General features: G+C 50.0%; 21 protein-coding genes. 20 read left to right on the top strand and 1 reads right to left on the bottom strand.

Features of this window, described 5'->3' with window-relative positions; all coding sequences use genetic code 11:
- The first annotated feature begins 63 nt into the window (after positions 1-63).
- From ffh to QZV76_RS01205, 14 genes are all read left to right on the top strand, one after another.
- Positions 64-1596: a signal recognition particle protein gene (ffh, locus tag QZV76_RS01270; RefSeq protein WP_290595424.1), complete on the top strand. Its 1533-nt coding sequence runs from the start codon at positions 64-66 to the stop codon at positions 1594-1596.
- A gap of 200 nt (positions 1597-1796) precedes the next feature.
- A complete protein-coding gene (gene rpsP / locus QZV76_RS01265; RefSeq protein ID WP_290595423.1) occupies positions 1797-2294 on the top strand; it encodes a 30S ribosomal protein S16 in 498 nt (165 codons plus the stop codon).
- A complete protein-coding gene (locus QZV76_RS01260) occupies positions 2295-2543 on the top strand; it encodes an RNA-binding protein (RefSeq protein ID WP_290595422.1) in 249 nt (82 codons plus the stop codon).
- Positions 2544-2600: 57 nt separating this feature from the next.
- Positions 2601-3125 (top strand): ribosome maturation factor RimM, encoded by a 525-nt coding sequence (rimM, locus tag QZV76_RS01255; RefSeq protein ID WP_290595421.1) that lies wholly within the window; start codon positions 2601-2603, stop codon positions 3123-3125.
- A complete protein-coding gene (gene trmD / locus QZV76_RS01250) occupies positions 3122-3862 on the top strand; it encodes a tRNA (guanosine(37)-N1)-methyltransferase TrmD (RefSeq protein ID WP_290595420.1) in 741 nt (246 codons plus the stop codon). The genes rimM and trmD overlap by 4 nt, the downstream gene beginning before the upstream one ends.
- Before the next feature lie 165 nt (positions 3863-4027).
- Complete coding sequence (gene rplS / locus QZV76_RS01245; RefSeq protein WP_290595419.1) at positions 4028-4369, top strand: 50S ribosomal protein L19; 342 nt, start codon at positions 4028-4030, stop codon at positions 4367-4369.
- A 140-nt stretch (positions 4370-4509) separates the two neighbouring features.
- Positions 4510-5277, top strand: coding sequence for a signal peptidase I (gene lepB / locus QZV76_RS01240; RefSeq protein ID WP_290595418.1), 768 nt, complete (start codon positions 4510-4512; stop codon positions 5275-5277).
- 53 nt (positions 5278-5330) lie between these two features.
- Positions 5331-5984 carry a ribonuclease HII gene (locus tag QZV76_RS01235; protein WP_290595417.1) on the top strand — a complete coding sequence of 218 codons (654 nt, stop codon included), beginning with the start codon at positions 5331-5333 and terminating at the stop codon, positions 5982-5984.
- 3 nt (positions 5985-5987) lie between these two features.
- The gene (locus tag QZV76_RS01230; RefSeq protein ID WP_290595416.1) at positions 5988-6290 is read left to right on the top strand and encodes a DUF2469 domain-containing protein; all 303 of its coding nucleotides are present in this window, start codon (positions 5988-5990) and stop codon (positions 6288-6290) included.
- Positions 6291-6387: 97 nt separating this feature from the next.
- Positions 6388-6789, top strand: coding sequence for a YraN family protein (locus QZV76_RS01225; RefSeq protein WP_290595415.1), 402 nt, complete (start codon positions 6388-6390; stop codon positions 6787-6789).
- Positions 6786-8312, top strand: coding sequence for a YifB family Mg chelatase-like AAA ATPase (locus QZV76_RS01220; RefSeq protein ID WP_290595414.1), 1527 nt, complete (start codon positions 6786-6788; stop codon positions 8310-8312). Before QZV76_RS01225 ends, QZV76_RS01220 begins: the two co-directional genes overlap by 4 nt.
- A gap of 16 nt (positions 8313-8328) precedes the next feature.
- A complete protein-coding gene (gene dprA / locus QZV76_RS01215; RefSeq protein ID WP_290595413.1) occupies positions 8329-9495 on the top strand; it encodes a DNA-processing protein DprA in 1167 nt (388 codons plus the stop codon).
- Positions 9470-10486 carry a ferrochelatase gene (hemH, locus tag QZV76_RS01210; protein WP_290595655.1) on the top strand — a complete coding sequence of 339 codons (1017 nt, stop codon included), beginning with the start codon at positions 9470-9472 and terminating at the stop codon, positions 10484-10486. The genes dprA and hemH overlap by 26 nt, the downstream gene beginning before the upstream one ends.
- Positions 10487-10579: 93 nt before the next feature.
- Entirely contained in the window at positions 10580-11563 is a 984-nt protein-coding gene (locus tag QZV76_RS01205; RefSeq protein WP_290595412.1) for a tyrosine recombinase XerC, read from the top strand.
- Between the two features lie 22 nt (positions 11564-11585).
- On the opposite strand, the gene QZV76_RS01200 is transcribed toward QZV76_RS01205, so the two are convergent.
- Positions 11586-12161, bottom strand: a complete 576-nt coding sequence (locus QZV76_RS01200; protein WP_290595411.1) for a M23 family metallopeptidase — start codon at positions 12159-12161, stop codon at positions 11586-11588.
- Between the two features lie 382 nt (positions 12162-12543).
- Between QZV76_RS01200 and rpsB the strand changes: the two genes are divergently transcribed.
- The 6 genes from rpsB (at position 12544) to rlmN (ending at position 17861) form a co-directional block, all read left to right on the top strand.
- Entirely contained in the window at positions 12544-13410 is an 867-nt protein-coding gene (gene rpsB, locus QZV76_RS01195; protein ID WP_290595410.1) for a 30S ribosomal protein S2, read from the top strand.
- A gap of 29 nt (positions 13411-13439) precedes the next feature.
- Positions 13440-14255, top strand: a complete 816-nt coding sequence (tsf, locus tag QZV76_RS01190; protein ID WP_290595409.1) for a translation elongation factor Ts — start codon at positions 13440-13442, stop codon at positions 14253-14255.
- Positions 14256-14405: 150 nt separating this feature from the next.
- A complete protein-coding gene (pyrH, locus tag QZV76_RS01185; protein ID WP_290595408.1) occupies positions 14406-15137 on the top strand; it encodes a UMP kinase in 732 nt (243 codons plus the stop codon).
- 44 nt (positions 15138-15181) lie between these two features.
- Positions 15182-15739: a ribosome recycling factor gene (frr, locus tag QZV76_RS01180; RefSeq protein WP_290595653.1), complete on the top strand. Its 558-nt coding sequence runs from the start codon at positions 15182-15184 to the stop codon at positions 15737-15739.
- A gap of 2 nt (positions 15740-15741) precedes the next feature.
- Entirely contained in the window at positions 15742-16659 is a 918-nt protein-coding gene (locus QZV76_RS01175; RefSeq protein WP_290595407.1) for a phosphatidate cytidylyltransferase, read from the top strand.
- 92 nt (positions 16660-16751) lie between these two features.
- Entirely contained in the window at positions 16752-17861 is a 1110-nt protein-coding gene (gene rlmN / locus QZV76_RS01170; protein ID WP_290595406.1) for a 23S rRNA (adenine(2503)-C(2))-methyltransferase RlmN, read from the top strand.
- Positions 17862-17886: the final 25 nt, after the last annotated feature.

The following is a 17886-nucleotide window of genomic DNA, read 5'->3' as shown; positions in this document are numbered from 1 at the left end:
GAAGTGACGGGCGTTCTTGCGCCCTGCCCCCGTTTCCTGCCCCCGTTTCAGGAGTAAACACACGTGTTTGAGTCTCTTTCCGACCGCTTAGGAAATGCCCTCAAAGGTCTTAAAGGCAAAGGTAAACTTACCGATGCCGACATTGACAGCACTGCGCGCGAAATTCGTCTCGCGTTACTGGATGCTGACGTTGCACTTCCTGTTGTGCGTAGTTTTATTAAGAGAGTTAAAACTCGTGCAAAGGGTGCTGAGGTACATGCTGCGCTTAATCCGGCACAGCAGTTCGTCAAGATCGTCAATGAGGAACTTATTGAGATTCTGGGTGGAGAAGCTCGTAAGCTGAATTTCTCCAAGAATCCCCCCACGGTTATTATGCTGGCGGGTTTGCAGGGCGCTGGTAAAACGACCCTCGCCGGTAAACTTGCTCGTTACCTCGCGAATAATGGCCATACACCCATGTTGGTAGCGTGCGATTTGCAGCGTCCTGGAGCGGTAAGTCAGCTACAGATTGTAGGGGAGCGTACCGGTGTACCGGTATTCGCTCCTAATCCGGGCACCAGTGTTGGTGCAGGAGAAAGCCCTCTTGGCCAAACCTCTGGGGATCCGGCAGAAGTAGCGCGTCAGAGTATTGAAGAGGCTCGGCGTAAAGTCCACGATGTCGTCATTATCGACACTGCTGGTCGTCTTGGTATTGACGAAGAACTCATGGGGCAGGCACGGGCTATCCGAGATGCTGTTAATCCAGACGAGATCTTCTTTGTTCTCGACGCCATGATTGGCCAGGATGCTGTCTCTACAGCTGAAGCATTCCGGGATGGCGTGGGGTTCACTGGCGTGGTACTCACCAAACTCGATGGTGACGCGCGTGGTGGTGCTGCGTTATCTGTCCGTGAAATGACTGGCGTGCCCATTATGTTTGCTTCCACGGGTGAAAAACTAGAAGATTTTGATGTTTTTCATCCGGAGCGTATGGCCAGCCGTATTCTTGGTATGGGAGATCTGCTTACTCTTATTGAACAAGCAGAGCAGGTTTTTGACGAAAAAGAAGCGAAGAAAACTGCCACTCGTATGATGAGCGGTCAGTTGACGCTGGAGGATTTTCTCGACCAATTGTTGATGGTGCGTCGCATGGGGCCACTGTCCAATATTCTCGGTATGATGCCGGGCGGAAAAGAAATGCAGAAGGCTGCTGCACAAGTAGATGAGAAGCAGCTTGACCATATTCAGGCCATTATTCGTGGTATGACACCAGCGGAACGGGAAGATCCCACAATTCTTAATGCTTCTCGCCGGCGTCGCATCGCTGCAGGTTCCGGCGTGACAGTAACCGAAGTCAACCAATTAGTGGAGCGTTTCCTCACTGCCCGTAAGGTGATGAATAAACTCACGAATCGGATGGCGTCTGGTGGGAATCGTCGGAAGGGCAAGGGTAAGAAGGGGAAAAATAGTAAAAAGGGGAAGAACCGTTCGCAGCAGCGTATACCGCAGGGTATGCCAGGCATGCCAGATCTTTCTCGTTTAGCTGGGGGACTAGGACAAATGCCTCCGGGGCTAGAAGGAATGGATTTAAGCAAATTAAAGTTCCCCAAGTTTTAATTTCTTTCCTGTCGTTATTTCTGGCAGAATAGAAGACCAGTCTCCGTTAACACGGAATGACTGTACAGAGGGCGTCGGACTCGGTTTCTCGGACATGTTTCCCAGATGCGCCGGCCGACCGTCACACCCACTCGAGGGGGAAAACCGGATGCAGTCTGCTGTATTGCTGAATTCCCCTGTGACACAGAAAAGGAGCCATTATGGCTGTCAAGATTAAACTTATGCGTCTCGGTAAGATTCGCACCCCTGAATACCGCATCGTTGTTGCAGATGCTCGCACTCGTCGTTCCGGTCGTGGCATTGAGACCATTGGTCAGTACCACCCGAAGCATGAGCCCAGCATCATCGATATTGATTCCGAGCGCGTTCAGTACTGGCTCGGTGTTGGTGCTCAGCCCACAGAAGCTGTTCTAAACCTCCTCAAGATCACTGGTGACTGGCAGAAGTTCAAGGGTCTTTCTGGTGCTGAAGGTACCCTCAAGACTGTTGAAGAAAAGCCCTCTAAGCTGGATCTTTTCAATAAGGCTTTGGAAGAGGCTGCCAACGAGCCTACCGCTGAAGCTATTACTGCTAAGCGTAAGGCCGACAAGAAAGCCAAGGAAGAGGCTGAGAAGAAAGCAGCTGAGGAAGCTGCTGCCGCTGAAGAAGCTGCTTCTGAGAAGGAAGAAGCTGCAGACGAGGCTGCTGAGGCTGAATAAATGCTGAACGCCACCATTGTTGCGGATGCCGTAGACCATTTGGTTCGTGGCATTGTGAGCAATCCGGATGACGTGGAAGTCGCCCTGGTACACGGTCGTCGTGGCCGTACCATCGAAATTACCGTTAACCCGGATGACCTAGGAAAGGTTATCGGCCGCGGTGGTCGTAACGCCACGGCATTGCGCACTGTTGTCAATGCCCTCGGTGGACGAAACTTGCGTGTCGACGTTGTAGATTCCGATCAGTAACTACCATTACGCTGGAAGCAGAAGCTTGTAGTTGCTGCCAGCACAAGGAGTTACCTCATGGAATTAGCCACTGGCACCGTTGTTAAATCTCATGGAGTTCGTGGCGATCTTGTTGTCGACGTACGCACCGATTCTCCCGAAGAACGGTTTGCGGTAGGCACTACAATTACATTACGTCATACGAGCGGCGTTACTTCGCACCATGAAGTAACGGCCGCTCGTTGGCATCAGGGACGTTTACTTGTTCATCTGGCAGATATCAATGATCGCACTGCTGCGGACAACCTCCGACATGCTGAATTTATTATTGACTCGGCAGACCTCACTAATGCTGATAATCCGGAGAAGGATGAATACCATGTCACGTCACTTATTGGACTCAATGCTGTGACGCGAGGGGGAGAGGTAGTGGGAGAAGTAACAGATGTCCTCTCTTACACAGCCCAGGATCTTCTTGTTATTACCGATGCAGAAAAGACGCAGCATCTTATTCCTTTTGTGAAAGCAATGGTGCCGGAGGTAGATATTGCAGGAGGACGGCTGGTCGTTGATCTTCCTGAAGGATTGTGGGATCTTTCATGAAATTAGATATCTTCACTATTTTTCCTGAATACCTTGCTCCACTTCACCAATCACTTCCTGGAAAAGCAATAGAAGCGGGCACAGTTAAGGTAGAAGTTCATAACCTGCGGGACTTTGCGCATGATGTGCATCGTTCTGTCGATGACACTCCTTATGGTGGAGGTCCAGGTATGGTGATGAAACCAACTGTCTGGGGTGAAGCGCTAGATACTGTCGACCTTGCAGATGATCCACTTCTCATTGTGCCTACGCCGGCAGGTCGGCCTTTTACACAACACGATGCTTGTGAGTGGTCAACAGAGCAGCACCTTATTTTTGCATGTGGTCGATATGAGGGAATTGACCAGCGTGTTGTTGACGATGCACGTCGGCGGATGCGTGTTGTTGAAGTATCCATCGGAGATTACGTTCTTAACGGGGGAGAAGTAGCCGTACTCGTTATGAGTGAAGCTATTATCCGTCTACTTCCTGGCGTACTTGGCAATAAGCGGTCCTATGAGGAAGATTCTTTCTCGGATGGTTTATTGGAGGGTCCGTCATACACTCGCCCGGAGGTATGGCGTGATCTTGCTGTTCCGGATGTTTTGTTATCTGGGCACCATGCGCGTATTGACCAATGGCGTCGTGAGCAATCATTACGACGTACATATAAGCGACGCCCAGATCTTCTCAACACTGTAGAACTTTCGCAACGTGATCGTGCATTTCTTGATTCGCTTCACGGAGATGACGATTAAAGGGATTTCCCTGGAGTGATTAGGGAAAACTGCTACTATGTGGCACAATTATTTCGTTGTTTGTGGACTATACGTAGTACGCAAGCTGCCTGATCGGGGTACGAACCAGTTGAGCATGTGCCGCTAGGTTCCTCTGCCTTATGACTAGCATACAAGGAACTTGTTATGAACCTTATTGATTCCGTTGACGCACAGTCGTTGCGAAATGATATTCCGGATTTCCGTCCTGGCGATACCGTCAACGTTCACGTGAAAGTTATTGAAGGCTCTAAGGAGCGTATCCAGGTCTTTAAGGGCATTGTTGTACGCCGCCAGGGCTCTGGTATTCGCGAGACCTTCACCGTACGTAAGATGTCTTTCGGTGTAGGTGTAGAGCGTACCTTCCCGGTACATTCTCCCAACATTGACAAGATTGATGTTGCTGTTCGCGGCGATGTTCGTCGCGCTAAGCTGTACTACCTGCGCGATCGCCATGGTAAGGCAGCTAAGATTAGGGAAAAGCGCTAAGTCGCATTTCTACTGAGACTTCTACGAACCGGATCAGGAGCATCAGGACTTCTGGTCCGGTTCGTCGTATCCTGTACACAGAGTAATTACCGGACGCGCTATCCTCTATCGCGCCACAGTGAAAGGTTCTCCTACAAAGCATGCTTGGTCGCAAAGAAAAAGACACTGCTGACGCTGTTAATGCGGATAAAGAAGAAGAAAAATCCTTCGGAAGTAGCGTGTTAAGTTTCTTCAAGGAATTGCTCATCATTATCGTTATCGCGTTGGCTATTAGCGCTTTTGTGCAGAATATTTTTGCGCGTGTCTATGTCATTCCCTCTGGATCTATGATCCCTACCCTGCAAGTAGGGGACCGTATTCTTGTCGATAAAATGACATATCGGTCTAGCGATCCCAAGCCCGGCGATGTAGTAGTTTTTAAAGGACCAGATTCCTGGAATGAGTCTTTTGAGTCCAACCGATCAGACAATTCCTTTGTCCGTGCAATGCAGAACACGGGCACTTTCTTTGGACTTGTTCCACCCGATGAGAATGACCTTGTCAAACGAGTTATCGCAGTAGGTGGACAGACAGTTCGTTGCCAGCCGGGGGATAAGGGCGTCACTGTGGACGACCATGTTATTAATTCTTCCTACATACTCTATCCGCCCTTTATCGACTGGGGTGGGAATCCTAACGGTTCCAATGCCTGTGGAGGCCCATATTTTGGCCCCGTTACTGTCCCCAAGGGGTTTATGTGGGTAATGGGAGATAATCGTACAGATTCAGCAGACTCGCGTTATCACATGCAAGATCAGTATCACGGAACTGTTCCAATTTCTAACGTTCGAGGCAAAGTCCAGTCCATTATTTGGCCTGCTGGGCGGTGGCATAAGGTAAAGAGTCAACCACTCCCGCAACCAAAGTAATCGGCCCAGATGCTACTGCGGTAATTGTCGCTATGGGAAGAAAATCTACAGACATGTCCCATCTTCACGAGATGGAACGCGTACTGATATCTCATGGGTGTGGGCCAGTAGCAGGAGTAGATGAGGCGGGCCGTGGTTCCTGCGCAGGACCACTTACTGTGGCTGCGTGTATTCTCCCTATGCAGCCGGTACCGGATCTGGACGGACTTACCGATTCTAAAAAGCTCACTCCCGCGCGGCGTGAACGATTGTTCCCCCTTATTCAAAAATATGCTGTGGCCTGGTCTATTGTGCACTTTAGTGCAGCAGAGATTGATGATAGTGGTATTCAGCATGCCAATATTGAAGGTATGCGACGGGCAGTTGCCCAGCTAGCGATATCTCCTGGCTATGTATTAACTGATGGTTTTTCAGTACCAGGTCTACCAATGCCGTCACTTCCTGTCATTAAAGGCGATGCCAATGTTTTGTGTATAGCGGCTGCTAGCGTGCTCGCCAAAGTAAGTCGAGACCATATTATGGTTCAGTACGCTGACGAGTATCCAGAATATGGTTTTGAGAGACACAAGGGCTATGCGACCGCATCACACCAGGCTGCTATGGAACACTATGGAGTGAGCCCCATACATCGGATGAGCTATGCGAATGTAATGAAGGCTCACGCTATTGCAGGAATGCGAAAAGCGGCACCTGTTAAGGAGGAGTAGCTAATGGGCGTAGATGATCTAGAAGACTATGAAGCAAGGATGGAATTGTCCTTGTACCGTGAGTATAAGGACATCGTTAGCCAATTCAGCTATGTCGTAGAAACCGAGCGGCGTTTCTACCTTGCGAATGCTGTCGAGATGATTCCCCGTAATAGTCAGGGCGAGGTGTACTTTGAAGTACGCATGTCCGATGCATGGGTATGGGACATGTATAGACCAGCACGTTTTGTAAAAAATGTCCGCGTATTGACGTTTAAAGATGTCAATATTGAAGAGCTTGATAAGCCAGACATTGAGCTTCCCTAAGGGGTGTTTTCCACAAATATAGGGCACTGTGTATAGGATGCCGCTATGACGGGTAATGGTGCTCCTATACGTATGTGAGTGCGGCATGCTGTAGGGCATGACAGATACATTAACGCCGCAAGAACTTGGAGTTTTAGGCGAAAACCTTGCAGTTCAATGGTTGGAAGACCGTCACTACACCATTGTGGATCGTAATGTACGTATCCCCGGAATACGTGGTGAACTCGATATTATTGCTTTCGACACAGAGACAACTGAACTTGTTTTTGTGGAAGTAAAAACACGGACAACAACTATTGCTGGTTGGCCAGAGGAAGCTATTACCCGTAAAAAAGCACGTACGATTCGTATGGTTGCTTCAGAGTGGTTGTCACATGCATATGAAGAACCACCGGAGGGATTCCCAGATCATCGAGGGCTTCGCTTTGATGTTCTTTCATTACTAGGTAATCCCACTGAAGGGTTTTCTTTTCGGCATTTCCGGGATGTTCTCTCATGAGTTTGGGGGTCGCATACAGCCTGACAATGCAGGGTTTGCATGCGACACTCATCGCAGTGGAGGCGCATTGTGGGGGAGGACTGCCCACTATTCATATTGTGGGACGAGCTGACACTGCAGTTCGTGAGGCTGGGGATAGAGTACGCTCAGCATTTTCCACAATTGGTCTTCCCTGGCCTCGTCAACGATTAACGCTTTCGCCTGCGGATATTCCGAAAACGGGAGCTCACTTTGACCTCTCTATTGCACTCGCTATTCTTTCTGCACAAGGACATATACCGGAGTTATCTTCACGACAGCACCCTATTGCTGTCCTTGGAGAGGTTGGGTTAGACGGCAGTATCCTTCCTGTCCATGGTGTTCTTCCCATGGCGGCCGCAGCATACGATGCAGGTATCCGCACTCTTATCGTGCCAACAGCTAACCGCGCGGAAGCGTCCCTCGTAGAAGGATTACAGATCCTAGATGCAGCAGATCTTGCCACTTTGGTAGGTGCGCTCCGCGGCGATCTTCCACGAGATGTCCTTGTACCTTCATCTTCTTTGGATAACAAGCCTTTAGAAGCACTTGAGGTGCCACAAGATAAGGATTTTGCCGATATCCGCGGTCAACGGTCAGCAGTAGAGGCCGCACTCGTGGCAGCTGCCGGCGGACATCACATGCTCATGCTGGGCCCTCCAGGCGCTGGAAAATCAATGATTGCACAGCGCCTTCCTACCATTCTGCCGAGGTTGAGCTATGCGCATGCGCTTGAAGTTACTGCAGTGCATTCTTTAAAAGGATGTCTTGATGCTGAGCATCCACTTATAACAGTTCCTCCCTTTGAAGCCCCGCATGCGGGAATTACTGGACCTGCATTATTAGGAGGAGGGAGTGGTTACGCATCACCAGGTGCAGTATCGCTAGCGCATCGAGGAGTGCTCTTTTTAGATGAGTGCACAGAAATTCCCGCATCTATTCTCGATATGCTACGTGCACCTCTACAAGATGGGGAAGTGCGCATTAGTAGAAGTAAAGGGACAGTGACATACCCTTCACGTTGTCAGCTTATTCTGGCTGGTAACTCGTGTCCGTGTGGGGCTCCAGCACCGCAAGAATGTCACTGTTCTAGCGCTACCCGGGCACGTTATCGTGCGCGTTTATCCGGTCCTTTACTGGATCGTGTGGATCTGCGTATCCGGGTTGAAGCTGTTGGTTTGGCAGCTCTTACAGAAACTCAGGGAATTACTTCTGCCTACCTGCGCGAGAAAGTTATAGATGCACGGCAGCGAGCTTATAACCGATGGGGAGGAGAGTACACCAATAGTGATGTATCAGAAGCGGTTCTCAATGAACATCGTTTATCCGCCGGTACTTTAAAACCTGTACATGCGCAATTGCGTTCGGGGATGATGTCGGCGCGTGGATTATCTCGCACTATCAGAGTGGCATGGACACTCGCTGACCTAGCAGATAAATCTATTCCTACCAGTGATGATATTGCCAGTGCACTCAAACTTCGCAGACCTATCGACGATCTTTAAAAGTGAAAAATAAACCATGAAATATTCTGATACTGAACTAGCCTGGGCATATCTTGCCCGTGTAGCAGAAGGTCCCTGTGCACCACTGGCGGATTTAATTGCACATGTTGGCCCGGAATATGCTGCCGAAGTTATCCGTAATAAGGATGTTTTACCGGATGCCTTAGAACGAAAAGTGCGGGCTCGGCGGGAATGGGATTGTGCTGTTGATGACCTTGATTCTGCACATGCTAATGGTTTCCGATTACTTACTCCCGACCAGCCAGAATGGCCGAAAGAACAGTTAGCTGTCTTTAATTATGATGCAGTACACGCACGTCAAGAACACGATAATGCCGCGTATGCTCCCTACGCTTTATGGGTAAAAGGAGATATAGATGTTCTACAGTGTGCAGCAGTAGCAGTAGTAGGGAGTCGACATCCCTCTACAGAGGGAAAACAGATAACGACCGAACTTTCGGCAGAAGTAGCTGCGGAGGGTGTTGGTATAGTATCCGGGTTGGCATGCGGGGTAGACGGCATTGCTCACCGTACTGCGCTGCAGATGGGGGTACCAACTATGGCTGTTATCGCTTGTGGATTGGATCGTGTGTATCCAGCACAACATTCTGCTCTTTATAAAAGTATTGCTAATCACGGTCTTATCGTCAGCGAATATCCGCCTGGAACACGGCCAGCGCGGTATCGTTTCTTGGCTCGTAATAGGCTCCTTGCTGCTTTCTCGCAGGGGGTAGTGGTGACGTCCGCAGCGTGGAGATCAGGAGCTCTTAATACTGCCAGTTGGGCACGTGATCTTGGGTGTCCAGTGATGTCAGTGCCGCATAGTATTCATGACGTGGATGGAGCTGGGTGTCATCGGCTTATTCGTGAGGGGGCCACACTTGTGACGCGTGGTGAAGAAATTATGGAGGAAATCGGTCCTATTGGACAGCTGGCTTTACCACTAGAAAATTCTTCTTTGCCGACAGATCGGTTGACACAGGACAATAAAAAAGTATGGAATGCCATCTCTCCGTTTTTCCCAACATCTCTCATGGAGATATGTACAGAAACTGGATTGGAGACAAAAACTGTTCAGATGTCTCTAAAAAGTCTTTGTGACTGTAAACTAGTCTCCATCACTGCCGGACGTTGGATAAGAAAAGAGAGTGCGTCGCATGAAGAACGGGTGCCTCATTGTTAATCTGGGTAGCCCAGAGGAACCGACTGAAGACGCCATTCGCAATTTTCTGCGCAACATGCTGAGTGATCGTTGCATTGTGAATCTTCATCCCATCCTATGGAAACCCATTCTCAACGGCATCATTCTGAAGGTACGGCCACATAAATTAATTGATCGTTACCAAGCGATGTGGACTCCGCATGGTTCTCCTCTTTCCGTCATCACCCAGCAACAATGCGCCATGCTACAAGAAGCGCTTTCCCATGTTGACGTACGATACGCATTCTGTGCATCATCACCCACCATTGAGGAAGCTCTTACTGATTGGGATATTGATGACCTCACTGTTATCCCCCTCTACCCACAATTTGCAACGTCAACTGTGACCCCAATTGTCACAAGAGTTATTGATTTTTATGACGCTCTTGCATGCGACAAAAAGCAATCGCTACCTGGGGATAGCACGGTGAGGGGGAGCAAGGTACACCCGCATCTCCATTTTGTATCTAGCTATGCGACCGAACCTCACATGATCCACTGGTATCAGCAACAGATTAGGGATCTATGCGCGACTGTGCCCTACGACCATGTTCTGCTCTCGTTTCACGGAGTTCCTGACCAGCGCTATCACTGCGCGGCACACTATAAAGCACAGTGCATAGCTACCCGCGATGCCATTGCGGCCGCTTTCCCAGATCTTCCCATCTCAATTAGTTTTCAATCTAAATTTGGTCCAGGAGAATGGTTAGGTCCATCCACTGCACAACGAGTTACAGAACTTCCCGCTGAAGGAGTAAAAAAACTCCTCGTAGCGACACCCTCTTTCGTTGCAGACTGTCTAGAAACACTAGAAGAAGTGCGCCTCGATTATCGAGATCATTTCTTGCGCGCAGGCGGCCAGATATTCGACGTTATTAACCCTATTAATGCGGACCCTGCTTTCGGAAAAACTCTTTCCTCGCTCTATCGTAGTGTGCAGAAAATATCCCCAAGTACTTCCGAATTTTGCTGAGTTTAATGGGGTTTTACCCCATCTGTAGTGGTCTTCTGTAAAGCTGTCTGGGGAAAGGTTGATTTCTCCGTTTTTCCCTTGCACAGTAGAACTATGGGACGTGGACAGCGAGCACTTACAACTGTGTACTCTGAGTTACCCACGCCATGGTCTGTCGATCTGGATGAGTTCGGGGACTACGTTGCTGTACGTCTCCAGCTATCTGCCAACACGCAACGTTCCTACCTGGCAGATTGTCGTGGTCTTATTGATTTTATGCTTCGTGTAACCCAGCCCGGAGTGGACCGCACAACCATAGCGGAAACCGATTGGAGCCAACTTACCCTCCCTCTTTTACGAAAATGGCTTTCGCGGGATGTCATGCGAGGAGTAGCTCCTGCTACTATTGCTCGTCATGTTGCATCGGTGCGGGCACTCTGTGGGTGGGCAGTACAAACCGGTCGGCTTGCCAGCGATCCCTCTGTGCGGTTGCAGACACCACCTGCTAAAAAGCAGCTTCCGCAAGTTGTTCATCAGCAACAAATGGACGAGGTACTCTCTCATCTCGCCTGTGCAGCGGCAGAAAAGGAGCCAATCGCTATTCGGGACTGGCTCATTGTGGAGTTACTCTACGATACCGGGATTCGTGTTGCTGAGCTTGTCAATCTCGATCTGGACAGTGTTGATGAGGAACATCGTATTCTGCACGTTATCGGTAAGGGTAACAAAGAGCGCGTTGTTCCTTACGGTGTGCCTGCGCAGCGAGCTTTGCGCATGTGGTTGCAGGACGGTCGTCCGTATCTTTCCAATCAACGATCCCAACACGCATTACTGTTAGGAGCGCGTGGGGGGCGTATTGATCCTCGCATTGTCAGGGATGTCGTTCATGCTTCTACCGGGGAAATACCGGGTGGGGTAGAGGTAGCACCGCATGGGTTACGTCACTCGGCAGCTACCGCGTTGCTGGAGGGCGGCGCAGATTTACGTGTTGTACAGGAGCTTTTAGGACACTCATCGCTGTCTACCACGCAATTGTATACGCACGTTTCACCGGAAAGACTACGGGCAGTTCATAAGCAAGCTCATCCGCGTGGCTGAGAAGTACTTAGTTGAGGCGCAGTTAATCAACCCATCGTAAGAGGCTCAGTGGCAGAGAATCTATGAGCAGCCACGGATTAAGGTAGCCAGAATTGTGTCCGTGGCCCCATCGTGCTCCCCAGTGCAGGCATACTCCCGTACATCCCGCATGACCTGCTAATACTGTGCCAATAATCTGTCCACGTTGTACCTGCTGGTTCTTCTCTACCAGCGGGGTAATAGGTTCGTAGATTGTGAAGAGGTGCTCTCCTGTGGGAACGAGGGGAGAAGGACCATGGTCAATAACGACCAAGGGACGATCAACAACAACTCCTGCGAAGGTAACTATTCCTGCACCTGCTGCATGGACTGCTTCGTTCGTGCGGCTCGAAAGGTCAACTCCTCGATGTCCACGAGACCAACGTTCCGGCCCTACCGAGAAATCGCGGACAGTGTGGCCGGGAACAGGGGGAATATATACTGATGCAGTATGAGCTGGAGAGTAAGTGACAGCAGTATCTGCCTGGGAAATAGTGTCATTGCCAGCAGTCAACAGAATGGCGAGAGTGAATACCACCGTCAGAATAGATGCAGTAACGCGTCGAAAAATGCGTGACATAGGTGCCCTTTCCTCACTATTGAGGTGATGTGAAAAATTCTCGAGTGAATGATCCCTAGAGTATGACCTATATGATTCGATTTTGGGAGAGCTACTAGGTAAAATATGGCCTGCGATATGTGTATAAAGAGGCACAATCGACTTCGCGTAGAAAGTACTATGGTGGGAATTCCGTCCACTCGCGGATAGGAATTTTCCACATAGCACCAGGATCCGGCAGTTATGCATAGTGATACTGGTGAGGAGGACCCCGTGGTTCACGTAGTGACGGGTAAACCTCTTTTCTACCAGGGTGTTCTCAAAGTGAGAATGCACTAACCACATGTAAGAAAGCGAGGATGGGGACTGCAGCCGCAGGCTGTTTTTAAGTCTCCACTACAACATGGCTGTTGTAACTATGAAGCAACTGCTTGATGCAGGTGCACACTTTGGTCATCAGACCCGCCGTTGGAATCCTAAGATGAAGCGTTTCATCTTCACTGAACGCAACGGTATTTACATCATTGATCTCCAGCAGACTCTTACTTACATTGACGAGGCCTACGACTTCGTTAAGCAGACTGTTGCACATGGTGGCAATATTCTCTTCGTTGGCACCAAGAAGCAGGCTCAGGAAGCAATTGAGGAAGAAGCCAAGCGCGTTGGTATGCCTTATGTGAATCACCGCTGGCTGGGCGGCATGCTGACCAACTTCCAGACTGTTCACAAGCGTCTTCTCCGTCTCAAGGAACTTGAGAACATGGAGCAGACCGGTGGTTTCGAAGGCCGCACCAAGAAGGAAATTCTCATGCTCACCCGTGAGAAGGACAAGTTGGAGCGTACCCTTGGCGGTATCCGCGACATGACCAAGGTTCCTTCCGTCATGTGGGTCATCGACACCAACAAAGAACACCTGGCCATTGCTGAAGCCAAGAAGCTTAACATCCCGGTCGTTGGTACTCTTGACACCAACTGCGATCCCGACGACGTTGATTACCCGATTCCGGCTAACGACGACGCCATCCGTTCCGACGCTATTCTCACTAAGGTGATTGCCTCTGCTATCGCCGAAGGCCTGCAGGCTCGTGCCGAAGAACAGGCTGCAAAGAATAACGCCGCTGAAAAACCCGGCGAAGGTGAACCACTTGCTGAGTGGGAAGCCGAGCAGCTTGCTGCCGCCACTGATGCTCCGGCTGACAAGGCCGCTGCTGATGAGGCCCCCGCAGCAGAAGAAGCTCCGGCTAAGAAAGCCGCTGCTGACGCTGAGTAATCACTCCACACTTTAGGAAGGTTGCCACAATGGCCAATTTCACTGCCGCAGACGTTAAGCGTCTTCGCGAAATCACTGCTTCCGGCATGATGGCATGCAAGGAAGCCCTCGCTAAATCCGAAGGCGACTTTGACAAGGCTGTTGAAATCCTACGTATTCAGGGTGCTAAGGACGTGGGCAAGCGTGCCGAGCGCGCTACTGCTCAGGGTCTTGTCGCCTCTAAAGATGGCGTTGTCATTGAGCTCAATGCCGAGACGGACTTCGTCGCCAAGAATGAGCAGTTCATCAACCTGGCTGACCGTATCGTTAACCTCGCTGCTGAAAAGCGTCCGGATACTCTTGAAGAGTTGCTTGCCCTCGATCTCGATGGCCAGACCGTTGCTGACGCTGTACAGGCTCTTTCCGCCATCATCGGCGAAAAAATGCAGCTACCTCGCTACGGTAAGCTAGATGGTCAAGTTTCTACCTACATGCACAAGCGTTCTGCTGACCTGCCACCGCAGGTTGCCGTCCTCGTTCAGTATGAAGGCGATGGCAAGGATGCTGCTCACGCAGCTGCCATGCAGATTGCAGCACTGAAGCCGAAGTACGTCACTCGTGACGAAGTTCCGGCCGATATTGTTGCGAAAGAACGTGAGATTGCTGAGGCTACCGCCCGCCAGGAAGGTAAGCCCGAAAAGGCTCTTCCGAAGATCGTTGAGGGTCGTCTCAATGGTTTCTTCAAGGATGTTTGCCTAGTTGATCAGCCTTCTGTTGCTGAGAGTAAGAAGTCTGTTGGCCAGGTACTCGATGAAGCTGGTGTGAAGGTTAACGCCTTCCTCCGTTTCGAGGTTGGACAGCACTAGACACTCCTCAGAGCTACCGCTACGGAAAGCTCTAAGAAGCATACAAGCAGAGTCACTGTGTTTCTTATCAAAGGAGTCTCACAGTGACTCTGCTTTTTACTATCATTGAGAGAAGCACACGTTTTACAACCTTACAAAGGGGCTCACATAATGTCGGAGGATATTTCCTCACGGTCGCACTACAAGCGCGTCCTGCTTAAACTCGGTGGCGAAATGTTCGGTGGAGGGGCTGTCGGTGTCGACCCCGACGTGGTTGACTCAGTTGCTGCCCAGATTGCGGAAATTGTTGAAGCTGGAACTGAGGTAGCTGTAGTTATCGGTGGCGGTAATTTCTTCCGTGGACGTGAACTCTCTAAACGTGGCATGGACCGTTCTCGCTCTGACTATATGGGCATGCTGGGAACTGTCATGAACTGTTTAGCACTCCAGGATTTCCTCGAGCAACGAGGTATCACTACTCGTGTACAGACTGCCATCACGATGGCACAAGTAGCGGAACCCTATCTGCCGCTGCGAGCTATTCGGCATCTTGAGAAAGGTCGAGTTGTTATTTTTGGTGCCGGTATGGGGATGCCGTATTTTTCCACGGATACAACGGCTGCGCAGCGCTCGCTAGAAATTGGAGCAGATGTGCTTCTTATGGCTAAAGCTGTTGATGGTGTTTACACGGATGATCCACGCACTAACCCTAACGCCACTATGTTCGACCACATTACTGCTCGTGAATGCCTTGATAGGGGACTCCAAGTAGCGGATGCCACCGCATTTTCTCTCTGTATGGAAAACAAGATGCCAATTCTTGTTTTTAATTTGTTAAAACAAGGAAATATTGCACGAGCTGTTAACGGTGAGGATATCGGTACGCTCGTTATTCTCGAGTAAAGCACCTCATAGTCAACCCCCACCATTAAAGGAAATATTTCATGATGATTGACGAGATTCTTCTCGAAGCCGAAGACAAAATGGATAAAACTGTGGAGCACACACGTGAAAACCTCAGTACTATCCGCGCTGGTCGCGCTACTGCTGCTATGTTCAGCCACGTTATGGCTGACTATTACGGAGTGATGACTCCCATTACACAGATGGCGACAATCAACATTCCAGAAGCTCGACTTGTTCTCATTAAACCCTACGAGCAGAGCCAGATGTCCACTATCGAAAATGCTATCCGCAATTCCGATTTGGGCTTTAATCCCGCTAACGATGGGCAAGTACTACGTATTAATGTTCCGCAGCTTACTGAGGAACGTCGCCGTGACCTTACTAAGCAGGCTAAAACTAAAGGCGAAGAAGGCAAGATTGCTGTTCGTGGTATTCGTCGTAAAGCCATGGAAGATTTGAAAAAATTGGATAAGGATGGCGACGCCGGGGAAGATGAAGTAAAGGCGGCTGAAAAAGAAGTAGACGCCCTCACTAAAAAGTACACGCAGAGTATTGAAGAAATGGTGGCCGCTAAGGAAACCGATTTGATGGAGGTATAGTAGTGGCTTCCTCTTCGACGCCTACTGCGACTCCGCGAAAGCGAAATCCGGGACGCAATCTTCCAGCTGCTTTCGGTACGGGAATTTTTCTTGGTGGAATTGTTCTCTTTGTTGTTCTGGGAGTTCCGGCACTTACTGACAATAGGCTCACTGCTCAGCTGATATGGGCTGTGCTAGTGGCTATTCTGGTCGTTCTTGCGCTTAAGGAAGTGCTGGATCGTCTCCACGAACACGGATACCAGTTACCATCTATTGCCATACATCTGCTGGGGCAAGTCGTTGCATGGTCTGCACTAGCCGGTGTACGAGGCATTATGGTGGCTTTCTTACTATCCATCATGGTGTTTGCGGTAGTTCGTCTTTTCCTTGAGGGAAATAAGGCTGCACCCAAAAACTGGTTACGGGATACGAGCATGGGAGGATTTCTCCTTGCCTGGATCCCTCTTATGGCAGCCTTCACTACTGTTTTAATGGGCTTTCAATCTGCGGAGAGAGGTATTAAAGGGAACCTCATCCTCATCACCTTCATCGTCACCGTAGTGTGTTCAGATATAGGCGGATATACCTTTGGTGTTCTTTGGGGAAAACATCCTCTCGCTCCAAAAGTGAGCCCTAAGAAATCCTGGGAAGGTTTAGCCGGGTCACTTATCTTTTCCCTGATTGCCGCTATTCTAATGACAGTCTTCCTCTTGGATCTGTCCTGGTGGGTGGGCGTACTACTGGGTATCGGCCTGGTTTTTTCCGATATTTTCGGAGATTTGGCTGAATCCCAGTTCAAGCGGGAATTGGGGATTAAAGATATGAGTAATCTGCTTCCCGGGCATGGCGGTATGATGGACCGCCTTGATGGCATTCTGCCGAGTGCAGCAATGACGTGGATTGTTCTTACGATTATTGTTGCAGTTAACGGGTTGTTGTAAGTACAGACTGCGTGTGCTCCTACAATGTGACCTGTAAGTACTTCATTTGTAACGTACTGTTACGCATCTCATGAGAGTAGATACTGTATTCGATGACGGTTCCTGTCCCTCTTGCCCGCGGCCCACGCCGGGGATTGCCGCCCACGCATTTTGCTGATCTCACTATTCCTGAAGTGAAGGAGAAGATGCGTGAGCTTGGTCTACCAGCTTTCCGGGCTGATCAGATTGCGCGTCATTATTACGGAAGATGCGAAGCAGACCCGTTGGAGATGACAGATCTTCCCGCAGGTGTCCGTGAAAAAGTAAAAGAGGCATTGTTCCCGCAGCTTCTTCACCCTGTTCGCTATATTGAGGCAGATGGGGGAGAAACTCGTAAGACACTCTGGAAATCACCTGATGGGACGGTTCTAGAGTCTGTCCTCATGCGGTACAGCGACCGGGCAACACTCTGTATTTCTTCGCAAGCGGGTTGTGCGCAAGCGTGCCCATTCTGTGCAACTGGACAACTTGGTATTCAACGTCAGCTCTCTGCAGCGGAGATTGTTGAGCAGGTTCGCGTTGCTGCTCACATGATGGACAGTGGGGAAATGCCGGGAGGTCCGGGACGGTTATCCAATGTCGTGTTTATGGGAATGGGTGAACCACTCGCTAACTATAAACGCGTACTTCGTGCGATCCGACAAATTACCTCTCCGTCGCCACAAGGGTTCGGAATTTCGCAGCGACATGTAACGGTGTCGACGGTGGGTGTCGCTCCTGCTATTCGTCGGCTCGCCGATGAAGATCTTGCCGTGACGTTAGCGATTTCTCTGCATTGTCCTGATGATGATCTGCGGAATACGCTTGTCCCTGCCAATAATCGATGGCCACTGGCGGATGTTATTGATGCAGCACAGTACTATGCGGATCGTACAGGACGCCGTATTTCTATCGAGTATGCCCTTATTAGAGATGTTAATGACCAGTTATGGCGTGCAGATATGTTGGGACAGTTGCTGCACCACAAACTGCACCAAATGGCACATGTTAACCTCATTCCCCTTAACCCCACTCCGGGTAGTGAGTGGGATGCTTCTCCGCGCGCCCGCCAGGATGCTTTTGTTGAGCATGTACGCGCACAAGGCGTGACGTGTACTGTCCGTGATACACGCGGGCAGGATATCGCTGCAGCATGCGGTCAGCTTGCTGCAGAAGAGAAGTAGACTAGGCGGAAAGTAGAAAGAAGGA

It is taken from the genome of Lawsonella sp., assembly GCF_011525565.1.
GTDB lineage: Bacteria > Actinomycetota > Actinomycetes > Mycobacteriales > Mycobacteriaceae > Lawsonella > Lawsonella clevelandensis_A.
This window is presented reverse-complemented; position numbering and strand designations above follow the sequence as displayed.